This window comes from Castellaniella hirudinis (assembly GCF_042651965.1).
GTDB lineage: Bacteria > Pseudomonadota > Gammaproteobacteria > Burkholderiales > Burkholderiaceae_B > Castellaniella > Castellaniella hirudinis.
This window is the reverse complement of the sequence record NZ_JBHSDY010000004.1, coordinates 141,816-164,678: the sequence shown is the minus strand read 5'-3', so window position 1 is coordinate 164,678 and position 22,863 is coordinate 141,816. Positions and strand designations below refer to the sequence as shown.

Here is a 22,863-nt window from a genome sequence, read left to right as displayed (position 1 = left end):
CAGACGACACCGCCATGATTCATGATGCACCCTCCGCCTCTTATTTTTCGCAGCCGGCCCTGCCCAGGGCCGACGCGGCGGATCTGGCCCGTGCCGTGCAGGTGCTGCACCGGCGGGCGGGCATCATCCTGGGTGATCATAAAAAGGACATGGCGGCGCGCACCCTGGGCTTGCGGGCGCATCACGCCGGCGCGGCCTCAGTGCGCAGCTACCTGGACCACCTGGAACAGAACCCGCAGGCCGATGAGTGGGACCGCTTCATCAGCGCCTTCACGATCAATCACACGGCTTTCTTTCGTGAGCAGCATCACTTCGGCATCCTGGCCGATTTCGTGCGCACGCGCCGCAAGCCGATCTCCGTCTGGTGCTGCGCCTCGTCCACCGGCGAGGAACCCTATACCCTGGCCATGACGCTGCACGACGCCTGTGGTCAGTCCGATGCCGGCATCTCGGTGGTGGCGACGGACATCGACACCCAGGCCCTGGCGCAGGCGCGCAAGGGTGTCTATACCCTGGATCGCGTCAAGCCGGTGCCGCCCGAATTCCTGCGGCGCTATTTCCTGCGCGGGGCGGGACGCCAGGCCGGCATGGCCATGGTCAAGCCCGTGATCCGCAATCTGGTGACCTTCGAAGAGTTGAATCTGGTGTCGCCCAGCTGGGTGACCAGCAGCCAGAAGTTCGATGCGATCTTCTGCCGCAACACCATGATCTATTTCGACAAGCCGACTCAGACCAAGATTCTGGAGCGTTTCGTGCCTCTGCTCAAACCGGGCGGCCTGATGTTCGCGGGCCACTCGGAAAACTTCACTTACCTGACCAAATCCCTGCGTCTTCAGGGGCAGACGGTCTATTCCGTCGCCTGATCCGGGGGAGCCCTGCTGAAAATGGCTGTCAATAAGAAAATCCGCGTGTTGTGCGTCGATGACTCCGCCCTGGTGCGCAGTCTGATGACGGAAATCATCAATGCCCACCCCGATCTGGAGGTCGTCGCCACCGCACCCGATCCGCTCATCGCGCGTGAACTCATCAAGCAGCACAATCCCGACGTGCTGACCCTGGACGTCGAAATGCCGCGCATGGACGGCCTGGACTTCCTGGAACGGCTGATGCGCCTGCGTCCCATGCCGGTGGTGATGGTGTCTTCGCTGACCGAGCGCAATTCCGAGGTCACCATCCGGGCCCTGGAACTGGGTGCGGTCGATTTCGTCACCAAGCCCAAGCTGGGGCTGCGCGACGGCCTGCTGGACTACGGCGACATGATCGCCGACAAGATCCGCGCCGCTTCGCACGCCCGCCTGCGCCCGCGTCCGGCCCAGCCGGGGGGCGAGACGGTCCGGCCGCGTCTGTCGGGCACGTTCTCGACGACTGAAAAACTCATCATGATCGGTTCGTCCACGGGCGGCACCGAGGCCATCCGCCACGTGCTTGAACCTTTGCCGGCCAACAGCCCGGCGATCATGATCACGCAGCACATGCCGGCCGGCTTCACCAAGTCCTTCGTGCAGCGCCTGGACGGTCTGTGCGCCGTGCAAGTCCACGAGGCCGAGGACGGCCAGCGGGTGCTGCCCGGCCACGTCTATCTGGCCCCGGGCGGCGTGGCGCACATGAAGCTGGCCCGTTCGGGCGCCAACTACGTGGTGAAGCTGGAATACACCGACCCCGTGAACCGCCACCGGCCTTCCGTGGACGTGCTGTTCAATTCGGCCGCCCAGGTGGCCGGCAAGAACGCCATCGGCGTCATTTTGACGGGGATGGGCAAGGACGGAGCCCAGGGCCTGCTGGCGATGCGCCAGGCGGGCGCACGCACGTTCGCCCAGGACGAGGCCAGTTGTGTCGTTTTTGGCATGCCGCGCGAGGCGCTGCTGATCGGCGCCGCCGAAGAAGCGGTCCCGCTGGATGAGCTCAGCGAACGTATCCTGAAAAGCGCCGGCGCCTTCGGGAACCGGGTTTGAACGATTTGAACAGAGGCGTCGGGTACCCGAATACCCTGCTTTTTTATTGATTGGAGAGTGACACGTGGTACAGAAAACGATGAAAATCCTGGTCGTCGACGACTTCCCCACCATGCGCCGGATCGTCAAGAACCTGCTCAAAGACTTGGGATTCGAGAACGTCGATGAAGCCGAAGACGGCGCCCAGGGGCTGGAAAAACTGCGCAACGGCGGCTTCGAGTTCGTGGTGTCGGACTGGAACATGCCCAATATGGACGGGCTGACCATGTTGCAGAACATCCGCGCCGATCCGAACCTGGCCAGCCTGCCGGTGCTGATGGTCACGGCCGAGGCCAAGAAGGAAAACATCATCGCGGCGGCCCAGGCCGGCGCCAGCGGCTATGTGGTCAAACCCTTCACGGCGGCCACCCTGGAAGAAAAGCTGAACAAGATCTTCGAAAAACTCTGACCGGAGGCGCATCATGACGACGGAGCAATCTTCCGGCCAGTCCGATTTCGTGGAACCTTCGATGGAGTTGATCCATCGCATCGCCCTGGTCACGCGCACCCTGCGCGTGAGCATGCGCGAACTGGGCCTGGATCAGGCCATCCAGGACGCCGCCCACGCCATTCCCGACGCGCGCGACCGCCTGCACTACGTGGCCCAGATGACCGAGCAGGCTGCCAATCGCGTGCTCAATGCGGCCGAGCAGATCCAGCCCTGGCAGGACTCGATGCAGCGTGACGCCAAGGCCCTGGACGCCCGCTGGCAGGACTGGTTCGATCATCCGGTCGAGCTCGACCAGGCGCGTTCGCTGGTGGACGAGACCCGGGCCTTCCTGAAGGACGTCCCTGAAAAGACCCAGGCGTCGCAGAACAACCTGATGGAAATCATCATGGCCCAGGACTTCCAGGACCTGACCGGCCAGGTGATCATGAAGATGCTGGGCGTGATCGGCGCCATCGAGACCGAGCTGGTCCAGGTGCTGATCGACAGCGTGCCTCAGGAAAAACGCGAAGAGACCAAGACGCTGCTCAACGGCCCGGTGGTCAACGCCGAAGGCAAGAACGACGTGGTCACCAACCAGGACCAGGTCGATGACCTGCTCGCAAGCCTGGGATTCTGATGGATGAGTCGGGGCTTGCATCGATCCCTGCGGACTGATGCAAGCCAGGCGAATCCGGGCGCCTTGCAAGGCACGAGGTGGGGAAGTACGGCGGTTTTAGGCCGTTCCCAGGGTTTTCCCTCGACAATGTGACTTTGGAGAGAATGTAAGCTTCGAGTAAGTCCTGAAACTCAATATGGACCGACCCGGGCGGGGAGACGATGCTCCCGGGGGCTTCATGGCCGGCACCGGCCCTTTTTTCTAAGGGAGGCAGCATGTCCGTCACACGTGGAAGAACCCTCGGGCTGGGACGCCTGATCCGGCAATTGCGGCGCGGCAGGGCGACCCTGAATGATCGCGCCTGGACCTTCAGTCCCTTGGCGCTTCCCGTCGGCCGCTTCCTGGGGGCTTTGCGCGAACGCTTCGTCGTCATGCGCCAGTCCAGCATCCGCATCGCCATCAACGCCGCTCGCCTGCAGGCGCATACCCAGGCGTGCGAAACCATGGCCGACGAGCAGGCCCGAGAGGCCGAGAGTCTGTCCGCCCAGGGCACCCAGATCGCCAGCCTGTCGCAGCAGACCAATGACATCGTGGCGGGCGCCGCCGGCGTGTTCCGCCAGCAGCTCGGGGGCTTGCGCGCCACCCAGGAACAACTGGCCGACTTGAACCGGCGGGTGGCCCGGGTGTCGACGCAGATGCAGTCTTTTTCCGAGGTCATCGCCCAGCTCAGCCGCCGCGCGCGTTCGGTCGAGGATACCAGCCGCCTGATCAAGGACATCGCGCTGCAGACCCATCTGCTGGCCCTGAACGCAGGGGTCGAGGCCGCCCGTGCCGGAGAAGCCGGCCGGGGCTTCGCCGTGGTCGCCAGCGAGGTCGGCAAGCTGGCCGAGCGCGTCAATGCGGCCACCGGCGACATTGTCCAGCAAACCGGGGAAATCCTCGGGCTGGTGTCCGACACCGAACGGCAGAGCCAGTCCATCCATACCGATATGCGCGCCTCCGACCGGCTCGTGGGCGATTTTGCCGGGCAGTTCGATGGCCTGGTGCGCGAGCTGGGCAGTGTCGGCAGCCAACTGGACGGCGTGGCCGACCACGTCGCCCAGGTCAACCAGACCAACCAGGACATGAGCCGGTCCATCGGCCTCATCGCCCAGCACAGCGCCATCCTGCGCCAGCGCATGGAATCGATGCGCGAGCAGGTGCACGGCGTGCGCGCCCAGACCGAAAGCCTGCAGGAAATGCTCGCAGCCTGGCGCACCGGCGCCACGCCGTTCGACGACCTGGAGACCCGCCTGGACCTGCTGCGTGATCGCTGCGCCGGGCTGCTGCGCCAGGCCCGCGCCGACGGCCTGGATGTCTTCGACAAAGCCTATCGCCAGATTCCCGGCAGCCGGCCGCCGCGCTATCACGTGGCCTATGATCAGGCCGTCGATCAGGCCCTGCAGGGCATTCTCGACGGCGTGCTGGACCAGGTGCCGCATGGCTACTACGCGATTCTGGTGGACATGAACGGCTATGCGCCGACGCACAATCGCCGCTATTCCCGCCCGCCCACCGGGGACGTGGCCCACGACACGCTGCACGCGCGTGACAAACGCCTGTTCGACGACCAGATCAGCCGGGGGGCGATCGCCAACCGGGGGGGCGTGCTGTGCCAGACCTACATGCGCGACACCGGCGAAATCATCACCGACGTCTCCGTGCCCCTGGATCTGGACGGCGCGCGCTGGGGCGCCGTGCGGATCGGCCTGGACTATCTGCAGTTCGAGCAGGCCCTGGCGCCTGCAGAGACTCCCGCGGCGGTCGGCGCGCAGCTTGCAAGCCCTTGAATTGCCGCGCCTAATGCGCTTTTATCCGTGCTTCGTGCTGACGGCCTGGACACTACAATCCAGGCTGTTTGCATGGTTGTCGGCTGAGCATGGCCCAGGATAGCGATCTCGAAAAAACAGAAGCAGCCACTCCACGGCGCCTGGAAAAGGCGCGCGAGGAAGGACAGGTCGCGCGTTCGCGCGAGCTGGGCACCTTCATGGCCTTGATCGGCGGCATCAGCGCGCTGTGGCTCGGGGGCGAGACGATCTTCCGCACGTTGCGCGGCATCGTGCACAACGGTCTGTGGTTCGACCCCCGGATTGCGCGCGATCCCCAGGTCATGCTCAATGTGGCGGGCGATTCCGCCTGGCATGGGCTGCTGATCGTGCTGCCGTTCATGGCGTTGCTGCTGGTGATCGGCATCTTTTCCTCGGTGGCGCTGGGGGGCTTTCTGTTGTCGCCCAAGGCGCTGGAGCCCAAGTTCAGCCGGCTCAGCCCGTTGTCGGGGATCAAGCGCCTGTTCGGCGTGCAGAGCCTGATCGAACTGCTCAAGACCCTGGCCAAGGCGGGGCTGGTCGGCTTCATCGGCGTCAAGGTCATCTGGGCCTATCGGGACGATATGCTGGCCCTGTCGCGCATGGCGCCCACCGAGGCCCTGGCGCGCGGGCTGGATCTGGCCGCGATGTGCTGCCTGTTGATTGCCTCGTCGCTGATCATCATCGTGCTGATCGACGTGCCCTGGCAGCTCTGGAACCACGCCAAGCAACTGCGGATGTCCAAGGAAGACGTCAAGCAGGAACACAAGGACAGCGACGGCGACCCCCATGTCAAGGGCCGCATCCGCCAGCAGCAGCGCACCATGGCGCGGCGGCGCATGATGAGCGCGGTGCCCGAGGCCGATGTGGTGGTCACCAACCCGACCCATTACGCCGTGGCGCTGCGCTACAGCGAAGGGCAGGGCGGCGCGCCCGTGGTGGTGGCCAAAGGCACCCGTCTGATCGCCGCGCAGATCCGCGAACTGGCCGACCGGCACGGCGTCGCCCTGCTGGAGGCTCCGCCGCTCGCGCGCGCTCTTTATCATCACGTCGAGATCGACCGGGAAATCCCCGCCGCCCTGTACGCCGCCGTGGCCGAGGTCCTGGCCTGGGTCTATCAGCTGCGCAACTGGCAGCAGGGCTCGGGTACACTGCCGCAGGCGCCGCAGGACCTGCGCGTGCCGCCCGAACTCGATCCGCAACAAGGCCCTGAACCGGCCCTCGTCCCCGCCTCATGAACAGCTTCCTGGATTTCCTCAAGACCCACGGCTCCGGGCATGCCCGCCTGATGGCCGGGCCCGTGCTGATCCTCATGGTCCTGGCCATGATGATCCTGCCGCTGCCGCCGTTCATCCTGGACCTGTTGTTCTCCTTCAACATTTCCCTGTCGGTGATGATTCTGCTGGTGGCCATGTTCACGCGCAAGCCGCTGGACTTCGCCGCCTTTCCCTCGGTGCTGCTGTTCGCCACCTTGCTGCGCCTGTCCCTGAACGTGGCCTCCACCCGGGTGGTGCTGCTGCACGGCCATAAGGGCCCGGACGCTGCCGGGCAGGTCATCGAGGCCTTCGGCCATTTTCTGGTGGGCGGCAACTTTGCCGTCGGCATCGTGGTGTTCATCATCCTGGTGATCATCAACTTCACCGTCATCACCAAGGGTGCGGGCCGTATCGCCGAAGTCGGCGCGCGTTTCACCCTGGACGCCATGCCCGGCAAGCAGATGGCCATCGACGCCGATCTGAATGCCGGCCTGATCGGCGAGGACGAGGCCCGCAAGCGGCGCGCCGAAGTTTCCCAGGAAGCCGAGTTCTACGGCGCCATGGACGGCGCCAGCAAGTTCGTGCGCGGGGACGCCGTGGCCGGCCTGCTGATCATGGTGATCAACATCATCGGCGGCCTGATCGTCGGCATGGTCCAGCACGGCATGTCGGCTTCCGACGCGGGCGCCGTCTATACCTTGCTGACCATCGGTGACGGTCTGGTGGCGCAGATCCCGGCGCTGGTGATCTCCACCGCCGCCGGTGTGGTGGTCTCGCGCGTGGCCAACGATCAGGACGTCGGCCAGCAGATGATCGGGCAGTTGTTCTCCAATCCCAACGTGATGTTCATCACCGCCGGGATCCTGGCGCTGATGGGCCTGATCCCCAACATGCCGCACGTGGCCTTCCTGCTGCTGGCGGCCATCATCGGCGGGAGCGGCTGGCTGGTGCTGCAGCGCCAGCAGCGCGAGCAGCAGGCGGCCGCCGCCGAGCCGGGGCAGGAACAGGCGGCCGCCGTGGCCGCCGCCGCCGAAGCCAGTTGGGATGACGTGGCGCCCGTCGATCCGCTGGGCCTGGAGGTCGGCTACCGCCTGATCTCCCTGGTGGACCATCAGCAAAACGGCGAACTGTTGCACCGCATTCGCAGCCTGCGCAAGAAATTCGCCCAGGAAATGGGCTTTCTGCCCCCGGTCGTGCATATTCGCGACAATCTGGAAATCAAGCCCACGGACTACCGCATCATGCTGTTTGGTGTGGAGATCGGTCGCGGCGTGGCCCAGACCGGGCAGTGGCTGGCCATCGACCCGGGCGGGGTGACGGGCGCCGTCCAGGGTACGCCGACCAAGGATCCGGCGTTCGGTCTGCCTGCGTTCTGGATCGATCCGGCCCTGCGCGAGCAGGCGCAGATCGCCGGCTACACCGTGGTCGATACCGCCACGGTGGTGGCCACCCACCTGAATCACCTGATGCATCGCTACGGGTCGCGCCTGCTGGGCCGCCAGGAAACCCAGCAGTTGCTGGACCACGTCGCCCGCGACGTGCCCAAGCTGGTCGAGGACCTGGTGCCCAAGACCATCACCCTGCCGCAACTGCAGAACCTGTTGCGCAGCCTGCTCGACGAGGACGTGCCCATCCGCGACATGCGCAGCATCCTCGAAACCATCACCGAGCACGCTCCGCGCCTGGCCGCCCTCAATCCGACCGGCACCGGACCGAATCTGGACGAATTGCTGGCCCAGGTCCGGGTGGCGCTGGGACGGGCCATTGTCCAGCATTGGTTCGCGGGCGAGACGGAATTGCGCGTCATCGGCCTGGATGCCCGCCTGGAGCGTGTGCTGACGCAGGCCCTGGGCAGCAGCGGCGCCCTCGAACCCGGCCTGGCGGAAAATCTGCTGCGCGACGTCGAGCGCATCGTTCAGGGCCAGGAAGACCGGGGCGAGGCCCCGGTGCTGGTGGTGCCGCCGGTCTTGCGCGCTTCGATGTCACGCTTCCTGCGCCATCACCTGCCGCACATGGCGGTGCTCTCCAGCGCCGAGATCCCTGAAGAGCGTATCATTCGCGTCACTGCGGTCGTCGGCGGGAGTGCTGCGTGAACATCAGTCGTTTTTTCGGTGCCACCAACCGCGAGGCCATGCGGCAGGTGCGCCTTGCCCTGGGCTCCGACGCCCTGATCATTTCCAATAAGCGGGTCAGCGGCGGGGTCGAGATTCTCGCCACCGACCAGACTTCCCTGCCTGAAAGCAGTCCGGCGGCGCCCGCCTCGCCGGCGTCGGCGCCGTCCATGGCGCCCCGGCCCGCCACGGCGCCCGCAGCGCATGCGCCGCAGGCCGCGCAGCATCCTGCGCATCACCATCCCGCGCAGGCTGCGCCGGGGCATCATGCCCCCGGCCCGCAGGGCGCGGATCTGATGGGCGTCATCGGCGAGCTCAAGGGCTCGCTGGAAACCCGCATCGACGAATTGCTGTGGGGCAGCCAGTTACGCCGTTCCCCGCAGGCGGTCACGCTGTTCCAGAACCTGCTGCGCTTCGGCTTCAGCACGGCGCTGCTGCGGGCCATGCTGAAGCACATGCCGGAGCAGGCCGCCGCCCGGGGCGCCCTGCAGTGGGCGCGCAATGAACTGGTCCGCCATCTGCCGGTCCTGGAATCCGAGGACGCCCTGTGGCAGCCCGGCCTGGCGCTGGCCCTGGTCGGTCCCACCGGGGTGGGCAAGACCACGACCGTGGCCAAGCTCGCCGCCCGCTGCGTGCGCCGCAGCGGCCCGGGCAGCCTGGTGCTGGTGACGACCGATACCTACCGGATCGGCGCTCACGAACAGTTGAAAATTTACGGCCAGATGCTGCGTGTGCCGGTGCACGTCGTGCAGGACGTCCATGAAATGCGCCGTGTGATTCAGAGCGTGCGCCCCGACCAGACCTTGCTGATCGACAATGTCGGCATCAGCCAGCGCGATCGCTACATCCACGAGCAGGCCGCCTTGCTGGCGGGCGCCGGACGCAAGGTCGAGCGCCTGTTGGTGCTCAACGCCGTCAGCCATGGCGACACGCTGGACGAGGTCGCCCGATCCTACGCCGGCGACGGCGGCACGCCGCTGCGCGGCTGCATCGTCTCCAAGATCGACGAGGCTTCACGCCTGGGCGCCGCCCTGGACACGGCGATCCGCTACAAACTGCCGATCCATTATGTGTCCAATGGGCAGAAAGTCCCGGAAAACCTGCTGTTCCTGACGGCCGCCGAACTGATGGACCGGGCGCTGGCGCCGGCCCAGGCCGGCCGTACCCTGTATGCGCCCACCGAGGCCGATCTGGCTGCGCTGCTGTCCATGACCCAGCCGGCCGACAATGCGGATGCCGCCGCCGAGCGCCGCCGCCAGCAGATTCTGCTGCCGCAGTTGCTGACCGGTTCCTCGCGCGGGGACGCCCTGGGCATGGATCAGTTGCAGGCCGCCGTAGCCCTGCAGGACGAGGACCCGGTGCTGTCCGAGGCCTACGACCTGTGGCGCAGCCGCGCGGCGGGCGACCTGCCGCCGGCCGCCGAGGCCATCGAACATCTGCGCCGGGTCGCCCATGGCGGTCTGGATGAAACCCGGCCGGGCCTGGTCGTGCACACGCGCCAGTCCCTGGACTGGCAAGGCCGGCGCGGCGCCTGGTCGGGGACCGCCTGGTTCGACGACCAGGGCCGGCCGCTGGCTGCCGCGACGCAGCAGGCGGGGCTGGCGGATGGCTGGCATACGCCCAAGGGCGCCCAGTTCTCTGCACCTTCGGCTGCCGATGTCCTGTTGGCGCAGATCGACACCGAAACCGAGGATGCGCCGACTGCCGTCCTGCACGTCTTTGACGGCGGCAGCCAGGCGCTGCAGCGCGACCTGAGCGCCCGCGATTGCCGCTGGCTGGCCGCCAGCAGCCCTCGTACCCGGGTCTATCTGGATGACGAACCCTGTGTGCTGTCGGCGGCGGTCCAGCCCCTGATGTATCAGCCGCTGGACGCGCAGGCCTTTTGGCCGCTGCTGTCGGCGGCGGGCCTGGAAAGCGCCCAGCCGGCCTGGTGGGCGGCGGCAGGGCAGGCCGAACTGCGCACCCGGGGCGAGCCCGCTTTGCCGATCCGGATCTTCAGCCTGCGGGCGGTGGATCCCCGCGATGGCCGCTTGTTGAAGGTCTGGTACGCTGTGGCCGGGATGGCCGTGGAGCCCGACGCCCACCGGATCGCGCGCGCCTTGCTGCTGCGCCAGGAGTGCCAGGCGGCCTGGCGCCAGGCGACGCCGTTGCTGGCCGACGCCGGCCGTGAGCCGCTGGTCGATCGGGCGGTGTTTGCGGCGCAGATGGGCCTGGCCGCCTGGCGCCTGGCGCAGGACCCGGCGCTGGCGCCGGCGGCCCGCGTCGCCGCCCGCATGCTGGGCGCCGACCGGCTCGCGCCGCGTCAGGCCCATGCGGGGCTGCTCAAGCTGTATGCGCTGAAAGAGTTGCTGGCGAATTGACGTAGATCGATACGAGGCGATGGGACAAACGGGGCAGATGGTTGAGATGTGACCTTTCTATCCCTCAGGATTTCCCAGTCTGGTAAGCCGGATAGAGCTTGCTCAGAATAGGGCTTCCCGTGCCTGGAAGCCCGCTATGATCGCCAGCAAACGATCCCTTGCTGTCTCACATTCTTTTCCTCGCCGCGCCGGTGCTTCTGTATTGCAATCTTGAGTGGGTTGTGATCCAGTGATAACATGGGGGCGCGTGAAGCGAGATGAAAGCTTGGATACGCTGTTGCTGCTTGATGGCGAATCATTCATGGCAGACGAAGCTGGCAGGCGGTGGGTCAAGTTTGAGGTGAAGCCAGTTGAGGTTACTGCGCATCGACCCCATGGCATCAAGTATTCATTGACGCTTCATGATGCGGATGGCGAGCGTATTCTTGGCTTTGACAACGCACATCCTGTCAGAGAAGGCACGGGTCCAGGTGCGCGGACCAGGATCGAATATGACCATAAACATGTCGGTAAGCGCATCCGCTTCTACGCATATATGGATGCCGCTACTTTACTGAGTGATTTCTGGCAAGAAGTCGGACAGCTATTGCAAGAAAGGAGCCTCTAACATGCCGATGCTGAAGGTCGGTATCGCCTCGCTGGAGCAATACAAGGCCAGGACACTTGCGATTGCTCGGGGTGAGTACAAACCTGAACCTGGCGAACCCAAGGTCTGGTTTCAGTCTATTGAAAGCCTGTCCCAGGTCTTGTCGGACAAAAATCGGGCCTTGTTGGCATTGATTGCAGATACCAAACCGCAATCGCTCAACGAACTAGCCCTGAAGACCGGTCGGGCCAAGTCCAATCTTTCGCGCACACTGCGTACGCTAGAGCGGTATGGCTTGATCCGCTTCGAGCAGGGGGTTGGGCGACAATTGGCCCCTCGGACGAATTACGCGGGGATCTCATTGGAGATGCCGTTCTGATTTTTACCGCGGTCGTCGCAGCCGCCCGCGGGCGTCGTACAGATCCTGATTCACCAGGGAATGCAGCGTATCCAGCGCCCGCTGGTTGTGTTCCATATAGGTGTGCAGGATCTGGCCGTTGTCCTGATTCAGGCGGCTGGCCCGATCGGCGCGTTCGAACAGCGCGTCGAAGGCCGGGCGCAGTTCTGGCTGGATGGCGCAGGCGGCGTTGATGCCGGCGGCCGTGTCAGGCTGTTCCATTTCGCCCAGGATGCGGACGCGGTCCTGGTCCAGTTGCCCCAGGCGTTCTGCGTAATCGTTCTTGCGCTGGGTCTGTTCGGCCAGGGCGAGATTCGTGGGGGTGTCGTCCAGCAAGGCGGCCGATTCGGCTTCCAGCGCCTGGATGAATTCATCCAGCAGGGCCGATTGGGCCTGCACGCACTGCAGCAGGTCGTCCGCCAGGCTCATTTCAGCAAATCACGGACGCTGGCCAGCAGGCCGTCGGCGATGCGGCTGGGGTCGATTTTCAGTTCGCCGGAGGCCAGTGCGTCGCGGATTTGCTGGACGCGCTCGATCTGGACGTCGGCATCGCTGTCGTTCAGGGCGGCCAGATGACGGGCGGCCGGACTGAGGTCTACTGCCGTGCGGCTGCCGGCGACTGCGCCGGACGAGGCATGGGAGGCCGTGTCGCCGCGCGTTCCCCCGGCCACCCCGTTCAGCAGGGGGTTGGACGAAGTGGAATTGATTTTCAAGACTCGTCTCCGGGTTGGGTGGGTGGGATCATTGGTGCATCCCTGGTAACGGCGGGTCGGGCGAATTCTTTAGGCGATGATTGAAAGTGATCAAAGCCTGATGCTCCTACATCATAACCTGGACCGTGTGGGCGTCGATCACCGTGCCGGTGATGATCTGTCCCCCCGGGGTGCGGACCTGGATCCGGGCGCCGGGGCCGCCGGATTCCAGGGCCTGGCCCTCGCTGCTGGCGACGAAGCCGACGCCGCGCGCCACGGTGCGGACCTGCTGGCCGCGCTCGATGGCGTTGGGATCGCGCAAGGCGCCGGATTCGATCGCGCCCCCGGCGCGGATGCGGCGCGTGGCGATCCAGCCGACGATGCGGGCCGGATCGCCGATCAGCCGGCGGTTGCGCAGCAAGTCGCCTTCGCGGGTGTCCAGGTCGTCCAGGCTGAGCGCCTCGTCGCGCTGGATCAGGCGGTTGGCGACATAGTAGGTGCCCTGGATCTGGACGCTGGCCTGCAGGTAGATCGTCCAGGGCTGCGGCGCCAGGCAGCGGATCGTCACCGGCGTGCGCGGCTGCAGGCCCGAACCGGACAGGGACGCCTCCATCTGTGCGCAGGCCGCCTGGTTCACGATGCGTGGGGCGTCCACATGGATGACGGCCCGGCCCGGCCAGGTCGCCGCCTGTTCTTTCAGCAGGACCTCGGCCTGGGCGACGAGGGCCGCCGGGTCCTGCAGAGCGGGGCGGGCGGCCTGGGCGCGTGCCGGCCCCGGCAGGGCGGCCGGCAGCAGCAAGGGCAGAAGCAGCAGGAATCGGGATGCGCGCATGACGTTTATTGTAGGTGACCAGTACGTCCGCCGAGCCGCTTTCTGTCAATTTATGTCAACAGCCCCCGCAACGGCTGAATAGGGCTTCAAACCCCGCTTTGTTTTGGCCTTTATCCCCCTGGAGGGGACCGTACTATGGTGGCGTGCGATAAAGCCGCGAATGGTCGGGGGATCATTTGGTGCACGGTGGCGCGCACTCCGCTCATCCGTTTCAGTGTAAAGCCATGATCGATCGTATCGGCAAGGACTTCGAGTTCTACCAGAAAGCCCTGGCCCTGCGCCAGCAGCGGCAGGAAATCCTGGCGTCCAACATCGCCAACACCGACACGCCCAACTACAAGGCGCGTGACATCGATTTCAACGCCACCCTGCGCGAAGCCATGGGCGAGGGCGGTCTGCCGCGCCTGCCGGACACTTCCCTGACCCTGACCTCGGCGCGCCATATTCCGGCTCGCGCCCACACCAGCGGTCCCGCCCAGGAACTGTATCGCGTGCCGTCCCAGCCCAGCCTGGACGGCAACACGGTCGAAATGGACGCCGAGCGCATCCAGTTCGCGGACAACACCATGCGCTACCAGACGGACCTGCAAGTCCTGAACGGCCGCATCAAATCCCTGCTGGCCGCGATCCAGCAATAACCGGCTGCGCCACGGAAACCGCCATGTCCACCTTCAGCATTTTCCAGATTGCCGGTTCCGCGCTGTCGGCCCAGTCCCAGCGCATGAACGTCACGGCCAGCAATATCGCCAATGCCGAGAGCGCCGTCGGTCCCGACGGCCAGCCCTACAAGGCCCGCCAGGTCGTGTTCCAGATGACGCCCTCGGCCCGTTCCGAGGCCGTCGGCGGTGTGCAGGTCGCCTCGGTTCTCGAAAGCAACGCGCCTCCGCGCATCAAATACGACCCCGGCAACCCCTTGGCGGACGGCCAGGGCTACGTCACCCTGCCCAATGTCGACGTCGTCGCCGAGACCGTCAACATGATTTCCGCCTCGCGGTCTTATCAGGCCAATGTGGAAGTGATCAACACGGCCAAGTCACTGATGGCCAAGACCCTCACCCTGGGTCAATAAGGAGTCCCGCCATGTCCACTGTCAACGACGTCTACGGCTCGAACGCCGCTTCCGCGCTGGCCAATGCCCAGACCAAGAACCTGATGGGCGACACCCAGGACCGTTTCCTGACCCTGCTGGTCACGCAACTGCAGAACCAGGATCCCCTGAACCCCATGGACAACGCCGAGGTCACCTCGCAGATTGCGCAGTTGTCCATGGTCAACGGCATCCAGGGCCTGAACAACACGCTGCTGGCGCTGTCGGGCCAGATGGACATGTCCCAGTCCCTGCAGGCCGCCGGCCTGATCGGCAAGGACATCCTCTATCCGGGCGAAAAAATCTCGCTGGGCAGCGATCCCGATTCGGGCGTCAAGTCCGCCACGCCCTTCGGCGTCGACCTGATGTCCGGCGCGGCCAAGACCAAGGTCACCATCCTGGATGCCACCGGCAAGGCCGTGCGCGAATACGAATTCGACGAAGCCAGGGATGCCGGCATCTATCCGATGAGCTGGGACGGCCTGGATTCGTCCGGCGCGCCCGTGCCGGACGGCGCCTACACCGTCCAGGTGGCGGCTTCCGACGCCAACGGCAAGGCCGTTTCCGCCGAGACGCTGACCTCGGGCCACATCAACAGCATCGCCTACACCTCCGAAGGCCTGAAGCTGAACCTGGCCATGGGTCAAAAGATTTCCTTGCTGGACATCCGGCAAGTCATGTAATCCGGACGGCGAACGCGCCGCGCCGCCGTTTCAACGAATCAACGCCATACGCACTGAAAGAGGTCAATCATGGGTTTCGGTCAAGGTCTCAGCGGTCTGAACGCCGCCTCGCAAAACCTGGATGTCATCGGCAACAACATCGCCAACTCCGGCACCGTGGGGTTCAAGACCGGCACGGCCACCTTCGCCGACGTCTACGCCAGTTCGCGCGTCGGCCTGGGCGTGCAGGTCGCGTCCATCAACCAGCGCTTCACCACCGGGATCGTGTCCACGTCGGGCAATCAGTTCGACATGGCCATCGACGGGGCCAAGGGCCTGTTCGTGGTGACCCAGCCCAACGGCGCCACGCTGTACACCCGCAACGGCCAGTTCCTGGCCGACAAGGATCACTTCATCGTCAATGCCCAAGGGCAGCGGCTGATGGGCTACGCGCCGGGCGGCACCAACCTGATTCCCATGACCGTGCCGGTAGGGAATATCGATCCGCAGGCAACGACCACGATTACCAACAAGGTGAATCTGGATGCGAATGCGGATCCTGCCAGCACGCCGGAAACGATTGGTAGGCTTTCTTTGACTGATGCTGCGGGTGCGACGACCAATTACTACTATCGTTTGAATGGTACGACATACACCTGGGTGAATCAGGACGGAAGTGTGGGTACCCCTCCTCCCGCAGGGACATACCAATCCTGGGATACTCCGCCGACGCAGGTTTCAATAGCGAGTGGTGTCCCGACGCCGGCTGCATTTCCGACTACTGGCGGAAATATTCCCGGTGATGCAACGACAGTGGGCACTGTTAACTTGACCGATAGTACAGGGACTACAACGACGCCCTATTACTACACTGTGACTGGTGGCGTGTATACCTGGTATACGGATGCAACCGGTGCTACGACAGGGAATGTTCCTCCTGATGCGGCCTATTCAAGTGGAGGGGTTTCGGGTTCGGCTGTGGTGGTTGATGCAAGCAATCAGCCAGATGTGACGCCGACAAATTCAAGTAACGTAGCGTACGTTGCTCCAACGCCTATCGCCTTTGATCCCACCAACCCCCAGTCTTTTTCAAAAATGGTTCCGCTGACGGTCTATGACTCGTTGGGGAACGAACACCGTGTCGAGCAGTACTACTCCAAGCGCGAAGCAGTAGGCGGCAACAGTGTCTGGGAAGTCAATTATGTCGTTGATGGTGTGCCCCCCGTGCCGCCGGCCAATACCGCGACTTTGACCTTTGACCCTGCGGGACGTCTGGTGTCTGGTTCGCCTGCCACGATCAGTTTCACCCCTGGCGGTACCACGTCGCCGGCTAATCCGGTGTCGATTCAGGTGGCCTATGACGGTTCCACCCAGTTCGGCGGCAGCTATTCTCAGGACTTCGTCCAGAACGGTTATGCGACCGGCGAATACGCCAGCATGTCCATCGGTTCTGATGGTTCGCTGATCGCCAATTACACCAACGGCGCCAAGCAGACCATGGGCACGCTGGCCCTGGCCGACTTCGCCAATCTGCAGGGCTTGCAGCCGGTCGGGGGCAATGCCTGGGCCGAGACCGCCAATTCCGGCCAGCCCATCGTGGGCACCCCGGGCAGCAACGGGCTGGCCACCATCAAGGGCCAGGCGGTGGAAGAATCCAACGTGGACATGAGCCAGGAACTGGTCAATATGATCATTGCCCAGCGCACCTATCAGGCCAATGCCCAGACGATCAAGACGCAGGACCAGATCCTGCAGACCTTGATCACCATGCGTTAAACGAGTCGCCCGGCATGGATCGCATCCTCTACACCGCCTCCAACGGCGCGGCCCGCATTCTGGAACAGCAGTCGGTCATTTCCAACAATATGGCCAATGTTTCCACGACCGGGTTTCGCGAGCAGATGGCGATCTACCGGTCCGTGCCGGTGGTGCCCCAGGCGGGCGAACTGCCCACCCGGGTCAGCACCGTGGCCTCGACCCCGGGCAGCCATTTCCGCCAGGGCATCATGGCCGAGACCGGCCATTCCCTGGATGCCGCCATTTCCGGGGACGGCTGGTTCGCCGTGCAGACCCCGCAGGGCGAGGCCTATACCCGCGCGGGCGAATTTGCCGTCAACGATCAGAACCAACTGGTCACGCACACCGGTTTGCCGGTGCTGTCGGCCGACGGTCAACCCATTGAAATCCCCGAGCGCGGCAGCGTGACCTTTGCCACGGACGGCCAGATCAGCGCGTTGGGCGCGGGCGACAATCCCCGCGACATCCAGTTGCTGGCGCAACTGAAGCTGGTCAATCCGCCCAAGGATCAACTGGTGCGCAGCGACGACGGCCTGTTCCGTACGGCCGGCGGCCAGCCGGTCCAGCCGGACGAAGCCGTCCGGATCGCCCCCGGTTTCATCGAAAAGAGCAACGTCAATCCGGCCGCCATGATGGTGTCCATGATTTCCAACGCCCGTCAGTTCGAGCTGCAGATGCAAGTCATCAAGAACGCCAGCACCAACGAAGAACGCGGCAATTCGATTCTTTCAGCGGCGGGCTAAGCCCGCCGCGACCCTTTGACAGGCACGAAGACATGATACGTTCCCTGTGGATCGCCAAGACCGGTCTGGAAACCCAGCAGACCAACATGGATGTGATTTCCAATAACCTGGCCAACGTCAACACCACGGGCTTCAAGCGCAGCCGCGCCGTGTTCGAGGACTTGATGTACCAGACGATGCGCCAGCCCGGCGCCGCCGTCGGTGCGGCCAACCAGTTGCCCTCGGGCCTGCAGATCGGTACCGGCGCGCGCGTGGTGGCCACCGAACGCATCCACACCGACGGCGGGCTGAAGGAAACCGGCAATGCGCTGGACGTCGCCATCCTGGGCAAGGGCTTTCTGCAGGTGGAAATGCCGGACGGCTCGTTTGCCTACACACGCGACGGCAGCATCCAGCGCGACCAGAACGGCATGCTGGTGACGGCGGGCGGCTACCCCATCCAGCCGGGCATCAATATCCCCGACAATGCGCTGTCCATCTCGATTTCGCGCGACGGCACGGTGTCCGTGACCCAGCCGGGCGCGGCCGGCACCAACGTCGAGGTCGGCCAGTTGCAACTGTCGACCTTCATCAACCCGACCGGCTTGCAGAGCATGGGCGAGAACCTGTATCTGGAAACCGACGCCTCGGGGCCGGCCAATCTGCTGCAGCCCGGGCTGGACGGCGCGGGGACGCTGATGCAGAACTACGTGGAAACGTCCAACGTCAACGTGGCCGAGGAACTGGTGAACATGATCACCACCCAGCGCGCCTTTGAAATGAACAGCAAGGCCGTGCAGACGTCCGACCAGATGCTTGGTCGCCTGACCCAGTTGTAAGCAGGATGTCCATGAAGGGATCGCGTCGTTGGGCGAGAGCGTGGGTGGTCATGCTCTCGCTGGTGGTGTCCGGGTGCGCACTGGTGCCGCCCGAGCCGATCGTCACGGGGCCGCTGACCGCGCCGCCCCCGCCCCAGATGCCGCCGATGGCGGAAGCCAACGGCTCCATCTATCAGCCCACGGCCTACGGCAACTATCCGTTGTTCGAGGATCGCCGGCCGCGCAATGTGGGCGATATCGTCACGATCGTGATCCAGGAAAAAACCAACGCGGCCAAGAACGTCAATACCAACACCAACCGCAGCGGCAGCGCGTCCATGGGCATCGGGCTGAGTCCGGATTTCCTGCCCGATGAGCTTGGGGCGAAGCAGAATTTCGACGCGACCGGCGGCAACCAGTCCAAAGGCACGGGTTCCAGCAGCGCCAACAATCTGTTCACCGGCACCTTGACGACCACCGTGATCGGCGTGCTGCCCAACGGCAATCTGCAGATCGCCGGGGAAAAGCAGATCGCCATCAATCGCGGCAGCGAATACGTGCGCTTTTCCGGCGTGGTGGACCCGCGCTCGATCACCGGCAACGGCACGGTGGCCTCGACCCAGGTGGCCGACGCCCGCATCGAATACCGCAGCAAGGGCGTGATGGACGAAGTCCAGACCATGGGCTGGTTGCAGCGCTTCTTCCTCAATATCGCCCCGTTCTGACCTCATGGCCGCCTCATTGATTTCACTTCCTTCCTTCGCACGCCGCCTGACCGCCGGCGCGCTGGCCCTGTGCCTGGGCGCACTGCTGCCGCTGGGCGCCGCCCAGGCCGAACGCATCAAGGATCTGGCGTCCTTCACCGGCGTGCGGGAAAACCAGTTGATCGGCTACGGCCTGGTGGTCGGCCTGGACGGCAGCGGCGACCAGGTGCGCCAGACGCCCTTCACCCAGCAGAGCCTGACCAATATGCTGTCGCAACTGGGGGTGACCGTGCCCCAGGGCACCAATATGCAGGTCAAGAACGTGGCTGCCGTCATGGTGACGACGCGCCTGCCGGCCTTTGCCCAGCCGGGGCAGAGCCTGGACGTGGTGGTGTCGTCCATGGGGAATGCCAAGAGCCTGCGCGGCGGCACGCTGCTGATGACGCCGCTCAAGGGTGCCAACGGTCAGGTCTATGCGCTGGCCCAGGGCAATTTGCTGGTCGGCGGCGCAGGCGCGTCCCAGGGCGGGGCCAGCGTCCAGGTCAATCAGTTGAACGGCGGCACCATCCCCGACGGGGCCATCGTCGAACGCGGCGTGCCCACGACCTATGCCCAGAACGGCATCGTGCGCCTGGAACTGAACACCAGCGACTTCGGCATTGCCCAGAACGTCGTGACGGCGCTCAATCGCAAGTTCGGCGCGCAGACGGCGACCGCGCTGAATGGCCGCACCATCGAACTGAACGCGCCCGCCGACCCCAAGGCGCAGCTCGCCTTCCTGTCCCAGGTGGAAAACCTGCAGGTCGGCCTGCCGCCCGCCCGCGCCCGGGTGGTCATCAATGCGCGCACGGGTTCGGTGGTGATGAACCGCACCGTCACGATTCAAGAGGCTGCCATCGCCTACGGCAATCTGTCGGTCACCATCAGCCCGCAGCAGCAAGTCAGCCAGCCGACGACGCCTTTTGGCGGCGGCCAGACTGTGGTGACGAACAATACCCAGATCGAGATGCGCAGCGAAGGCGGCGCCATCCAGCGCGTCACCACCAGCGCCAATCTGGCCGACGTGGTCCGTGGCCTGAATGCCCTGGGGGCGACGCCGCAGGACCTGCTGTCGATCCTGCAGAACCTCAAGAGCGCCGGCGCCCTGCGTGCCGATCTGGAAGTGATCTGAGGCCGCCATGGAATTCGTGTCGCATGCGCCCTTGCTGAGTCCCGATGCCACGCCTTCGGCGCTGGACTTCAGCAGCCTGAACACCCTGAAGCGGGGTGTGCAGGTCGGCGGGCATGCCGCCCAGAGCCAGCAGCGCGAGGTCGCGCGCCAGTTCGAGGCGATCTTCATCCAGATGATGCTCAAGCAGGCGCGCCAGCAGTCGTCACAGATGCCGTCGCTATTCGATTCCCAGGCGACGCGCATGGCCCAGAGCATGAGCGACGAGCAGGCCGCGCTGGCGATGGCCAACCCCGGTTTGGGCCTGGCGGACGCGCTGATGGCGCAGATGCAGGGCGGAGTGCTGAAAGAACCGCTCGATCCGCTGGCCAATCCGCCCGAGGCGGCCCGTTCGCGCCTGCCGGGCCTGCAGTCGCGTATCGGCGAAGGCCATCGCGAAATGGCCGGCTCCATCACGTCCCTGATCAATATGCTGGCGCGGCGCGGGGCGGGCGACCGGATCGGCGGCGCCATCCAGGGCGCACCGGCCCATATCCGCACCTTTGTGGACCGCATGAGCGCCGCCGCCGAACTGGCGTCCCAGCGCAGCGGCGTGCCGGCCAAGCTGATCCTCAGCCAGGCGGCGCTGGAATCCGGCTGGGGCGAACGCGAAATCCGCCGCCCGGATGGCCGCAGCAGCCACAATCTGTTCGGTATCAAGGCCGGCGGCAATTGGCGCGGCGAGGTGGTCCATGTGATGACCACGGAATACGAGGACGGTGTGGCGCGTCGCGTGTCGCAGCCGTTCCGCGCCTATGGGTCCTACGCCGAATCCTTCCAGGATTATGCCGAGCTGGTCGGCGGCAACGGCCGCTATGACAAGGTCGTCGCTGCGCCGTCCGCCGAGGCGGCCGCCCGGCGTATCCAGGAAGCCGGTTATGCCACCGATCCGGGCTATGCCAACAAGCTGATTTCCATCATGGGCTATTTCAACGCGCGTTGAGCGCGCCGCCCGCCTGCGGGGCGCAACCCTAAATTTCCGGGCGCGCCTGCCGTTATGATCAGGGAAGAATTCCGGAACGCGCTCATCCGGCGCGTCCGCAACCGATAGGATTGCAGCATATGAATCTGGCGAATCTCGGCAAGGCAGGCCTTCTGGTCGCGCAAAACCGTCTGCAGACGGCCGGGCACAACATCAATAACGCCGCGACTGCGGGTTACAGCCGCCAGACCGTCCTGTCGCAAACGGCGGGGGCCACCCCGACGTCGGGCGGCTGGATCGGCCGGGGCGTGCAGGCCGTCAGCGTGCAGCGTTCGTATGACAATTTCCTGCAGAACCAGCTCACCAGTTCGCTGACGCGCGGCGCCGCCCTGAAGACCTACGGCGACCAGGTCAGTCAGATCAACAATCTGGTGGCGGATCGTACGGTGGGCATTTCCCCGGGCATCCAGAAATTCTTCGACAGCCTGGACGCGGTGGCCTCGGCCCCGGCCGACGTGGCTGCGCGCCAGGAACTGATCGGCCAGGCCAACAGCCTGGCGGCCCAGATCCGCGACGCCAACGCTTTCCTGGACAGCCAGCGCGTCAACGTCAATACCCAGATCGACACCACAGTCACCCAGATCAACAGCTATCTGGATCGCATCCAGGACCTGAACCGCCAGATCACCACGGCCAAGGCCACCAACCCGGACCAGCCGCCCAACGATCTGCTGGACCAGCGCGATCAACTGGTCAGTGAACTGGGCCAGTTGGTGGACGTCCAGGCCTACGAGCAGGACGACCGCGTCAGCATCACCATCGGCAATGGCCAGACCGTGCTGGGCGGGGACTCCATCTACTACCTGGAAGCCCACCCGTCCAAGGCCGATCCGTCCCGCCTGGCGGTCCACTACACCACCAAGGACGCGGCGGGCAACGCCGTTCCCATCGAGATGGAAGACAAGCGGATCACCGGCGGCAAGCTGGGCGGCCTGCTGACCTTCCGCTCCGATGCGCTGGACGCCACCCAAAACGACCTGGGACGTGTCGCGCTGGGGATCTCCATCGCCCTGAACGAGCAGCACGCCAAGGGCTTCGACCTGTCCGGCACCCCGGGCGGCCAGTTCTTCAATGTGGGGACGCCCAAGGTCATCGGCAACGAAAAGAACAGCGCCACGGCGGGCACGCCGACCGCTGCATACGTGCCCGGCGAATTGTCCAAGATCACCAACCAGGACTACCGGGTCGAGTTCGACGGCACGAACTACAAGGTCACGCGGGTGCCCGAAGGCACGACGATATCCCCCACGATCAACGGCACCAAGCTCAGCTTTGACGGGGTGGAAATCGAGACGGCGGGGATGGCGCCGGCGGCCAACGATAGCTGGCTGGTCCAGCCCACGCGCGATGCGGCGGCGGCCATGACGGTCGCGATCAGCGATCCGGCCAAGATTGCTGCGGCGGGCGAGTCCGCGCCCGGTTCGGGGGTGGGGGCCGGTACCGCCAACGGCGACAATGCCCTGGAACTGGCTGCCCTGCGTGACAAGAAAGTGCTGTCCAATGGCACCCTGGGCATGAACGAAGCCTACTCCCAATTGGTCAACGTCGTGGCGGTCAAGACCCAGCAGAACACGACTGCGCAAAAGGCCCAGGAAACCCTGATCGCCCAGAATTTTTCCGCCCAGCAGGCCGTGTCCGGCGTCAATCTGGACGAAGAGTACATCAATCTGCAGCAGTTCCAGGATCAATACCGCGCCGCCGCGCGGCTGATCGACACGGCCTCGACTCTGTTCGACACCTTGCTCAGCCTGCGTAATTAAGCCGCGATT

At 64.9% G+C, this 22,863-nt stretch carries 23 protein-coding genes; 20 read left to right on the top strand and 3 right to left on the bottom strand.

Going from position 1 to position 22,863, the window contains the following annotated elements; all coding sequences use genetic code 11:
* Positions 1-14: 14 nt before the first annotated feature.
* From ACFO0J_RS07825 to ACFO0J_RS07780, 10 genes are all read left to right on the top strand, one after another.
* Positions 15-863: a CheR family methyltransferase gene (locus tag ACFO0J_RS07825; RefSeq protein ID WP_376812511.1), complete on the top strand. Its 849-nt coding sequence runs from the start codon at positions 15-17 to the stop codon at positions 861-863.
* 21 nt (positions 864-884) lie between these two features.
* Entirely contained in the window at positions 885-1,952 is a 1,068-nt protein-coding gene (locus ACFO0J_RS07820; RefSeq protein WP_376812510.1) for a protein-glutamate methylesterase/protein-glutamine glutaminase, read from the top strand.
* A gap of 64 nt (positions 1,953-2,016) precedes the next feature.
* Positions 2,017-2,400 (top strand): chemotaxis response regulator CheY, encoded by a 384-nt coding sequence (gene cheY / locus ACFO0J_RS07815; protein ID WP_376812509.1) that lies wholly within the window; start codon positions 2,017-2,019, stop codon positions 2,398-2,400.
* Between the two features lie 13 nt (positions 2,401-2,413).
* The gene (gene cheZ / locus ACFO0J_RS07810) at positions 2,414-3,058 is read left to right on the top strand and encodes a protein phosphatase CheZ (RefSeq protein ID WP_376812508.1); all 645 of its coding nucleotides are present in this window, start codon (positions 2,414-2,416) and stop codon (positions 3,056-3,058) included.
* Between the two features lie 254 nt (positions 3,059-3,312).
* Positions 3,313-4,866 carry a methyl-accepting chemotaxis protein gene (locus ACFO0J_RS07805; protein WP_376812507.1) on the top strand — a complete coding sequence of 518 codons (1,554 nt, stop codon included), beginning with the start codon at positions 3,313-3,315 and terminating at the stop codon, positions 4,864-4,866.
* 89 nt (positions 4,867-4,955) lie between these two features.
* A complete protein-coding gene (flhB, locus tag ACFO0J_RS07800; RefSeq protein ID WP_376812506.1) occupies positions 4,956-6,119 on the top strand; it encodes a flagellar biosynthesis protein FlhB in 1,164 nt (387 codons plus the stop codon).
* Entirely contained in the window at positions 6,116-8,230 is a 2,115-nt protein-coding gene (gene flhA / locus ACFO0J_RS07795; protein ID WP_376812505.1) for a flagellar biosynthesis protein FlhA, read from the top strand. Before flhB ends, flhA begins: the two co-directional genes overlap by 4 nt.
* Complete coding sequence (gene flhF / locus ACFO0J_RS07790) at positions 8,227-10,608, top strand: flagellar biosynthesis protein FlhF (protein WP_376812504.1); 2,382 nt, start codon at positions 8,227-8,229, stop codon at positions 10,606-10,608. Before flhA ends, flhF begins: the two co-directional genes overlap by 4 nt.
* 265 nt (positions 10,609-10,873) lie before the next feature.
* Complete coding sequence (locus ACFO0J_RS07785) at positions 10,874-11,215, top strand: toxin-antitoxin system TumE family protein (protein WP_376812503.1); 342 nt, start codon at positions 10,874-10,876, stop codon at positions 11,213-11,215.
* Between the two features lies 1 nt (position 11,216).
* Entirely contained in the window at positions 11,217-11,573 is a 357-nt protein-coding gene (locus tag ACFO0J_RS07780; RefSeq protein WP_376812502.1) for an HVO_A0114 family putative DNA-binding protein, read from the top strand.
* A 3-nt stretch (positions 11,574-11,576) separates the two neighbouring features.
* On the opposite strand, the gene ACFO0J_RS07775 is transcribed toward ACFO0J_RS07780, so the two are convergent.
* The 3 genes from ACFO0J_RS07775 to flgA all read right to left on the bottom strand — a co-directional run bounded on the left by ACFO0J_RS07775 (position 11,577) and on the right by flgA (position 13,115).
* Entirely contained in the window at positions 11,577-12,020 is a 444-nt protein-coding gene (locus ACFO0J_RS07775; protein WP_376812501.1) for a flagella synthesis protein FlgN, read from the bottom strand.
* A complete protein-coding gene (gene flgM, locus ACFO0J_RS07770; RefSeq protein ID WP_376812500.1) occupies positions 12,017-12,304 on the bottom strand; it encodes a flagellar biosynthesis anti-sigma factor FlgM in 288 nt (95 codons plus the stop codon). Before flgM ends, ACFO0J_RS07775 begins: the two co-directional genes overlap by 4 nt.
* 106 nt (positions 12,305-12,410) lie before the next feature.
* On the bottom strand, positions 12,411-13,115 hold the full coding sequence (flgA, locus tag ACFO0J_RS07765) for a flagellar basal body P-ring formation chaperone FlgA (RefSeq protein WP_376812499.1): 705 nt from the start codon (positions 13,113-13,115) through the stop codon (positions 12,411-12,413).
* 224 nt (positions 13,116-13,339) lie between these two features.
* Here flgA and flgB point away from each other — a divergent pair, with 224 nt between their 5' ends.
* From flgB to flgK, 10 genes are all read left to right on the top strand, one after another.
* The gene (flgB, locus tag ACFO0J_RS07760; protein ID WP_376812498.1) at positions 13,340-13,753 is read left to right on the top strand and encodes a flagellar basal body rod protein FlgB; all 414 of its coding nucleotides are present in this window, start codon (positions 13,340-13,342) and stop codon (positions 13,751-13,753) included.
* Between the two features lie 23 nt (positions 13,754-13,776).
* Positions 13,777-14,184, top strand: a complete 408-nt coding sequence (flgC, locus tag ACFO0J_RS07755; protein WP_376812497.1) for a flagellar basal body rod protein FlgC — start codon at positions 13,777-13,779, stop codon at positions 14,182-14,184.
* A gap of 11 nt (positions 14,185-14,195) precedes the next feature.
* Positions 14,196-14,885, top strand: coding sequence for a flagellar hook capping FlgD N-terminal domain-containing protein (locus ACFO0J_RS07750; RefSeq protein ID WP_376812496.1), 690 nt, complete (start codon positions 14,196-14,198; stop codon positions 14,883-14,885).
* Positions 14,886-14,954: 69 nt separating this feature from the next.
* Positions 14,955-16,640 carry a flagellar hook-basal body complex protein gene (locus tag ACFO0J_RS07745; RefSeq protein WP_376812495.1) on the top strand — a complete coding sequence of 562 codons (1,686 nt, stop codon included), beginning with the start codon at positions 14,955-14,957 and terminating at the stop codon, positions 16,638-16,640.
* 14 nt (positions 16,641-16,654) lie between these two features.
* Positions 16,655-17,404 carry a flagellar basal-body rod protein FlgF gene (gene flgF / locus ACFO0J_RS07740; protein WP_376812494.1) on the top strand — a complete coding sequence of 250 codons (750 nt, stop codon included), beginning with the start codon at positions 16,655-16,657 and terminating at the stop codon, positions 17,402-17,404.
* A gap of 32 nt (positions 17,405-17,436) precedes the next feature.
* Positions 17,437-18,222 (top strand): flagellar basal-body rod protein FlgG, encoded by a 786-nt coding sequence (flgG, locus tag ACFO0J_RS07735; protein WP_376812493.1) that lies wholly within the window; start codon positions 17,437-17,439, stop codon positions 18,220-18,222.
* Positions 18,223-18,233: 11 nt separating this feature from the next.
* Entirely contained in the window at positions 18,234-18,926 is a 693-nt protein-coding gene (locus ACFO0J_RS07730) for a flagellar basal body L-ring protein FlgH (RefSeq protein ID WP_376812492.1), read from the top strand.
* 4 nt (positions 18,927-18,930) lie between these two features.
* Positions 18,931-20,076, top strand: a complete 1,146-nt coding sequence (locus ACFO0J_RS07725; protein ID WP_376812491.1) for a flagellar basal body P-ring protein FlgI — start codon at positions 18,931-18,933, stop codon at positions 20,074-20,076.
* Between the two features lie 7 nt (positions 20,077-20,083).
* On the top strand, positions 20,084-21,055 hold the full coding sequence (gene flgJ, locus ACFO0J_RS07720; RefSeq protein ID WP_376812490.1) for a flagellar assembly peptidoglycan hydrolase FlgJ: 972 nt from the start codon (positions 20,084-20,086) through the stop codon (positions 21,053-21,055).
* A 119-nt stretch (positions 21,056-21,174) separates the two neighbouring features.
* Complete coding sequence (flgK, locus tag ACFO0J_RS07715) at positions 21,175-22,854, top strand: flagellar hook-associated protein FlgK (protein WP_376812489.1); 1,680 nt, start codon at positions 21,175-21,177, stop codon at positions 22,852-22,854.
* Positions 22,855-22,863: the final 9 nt, after the last annotated feature.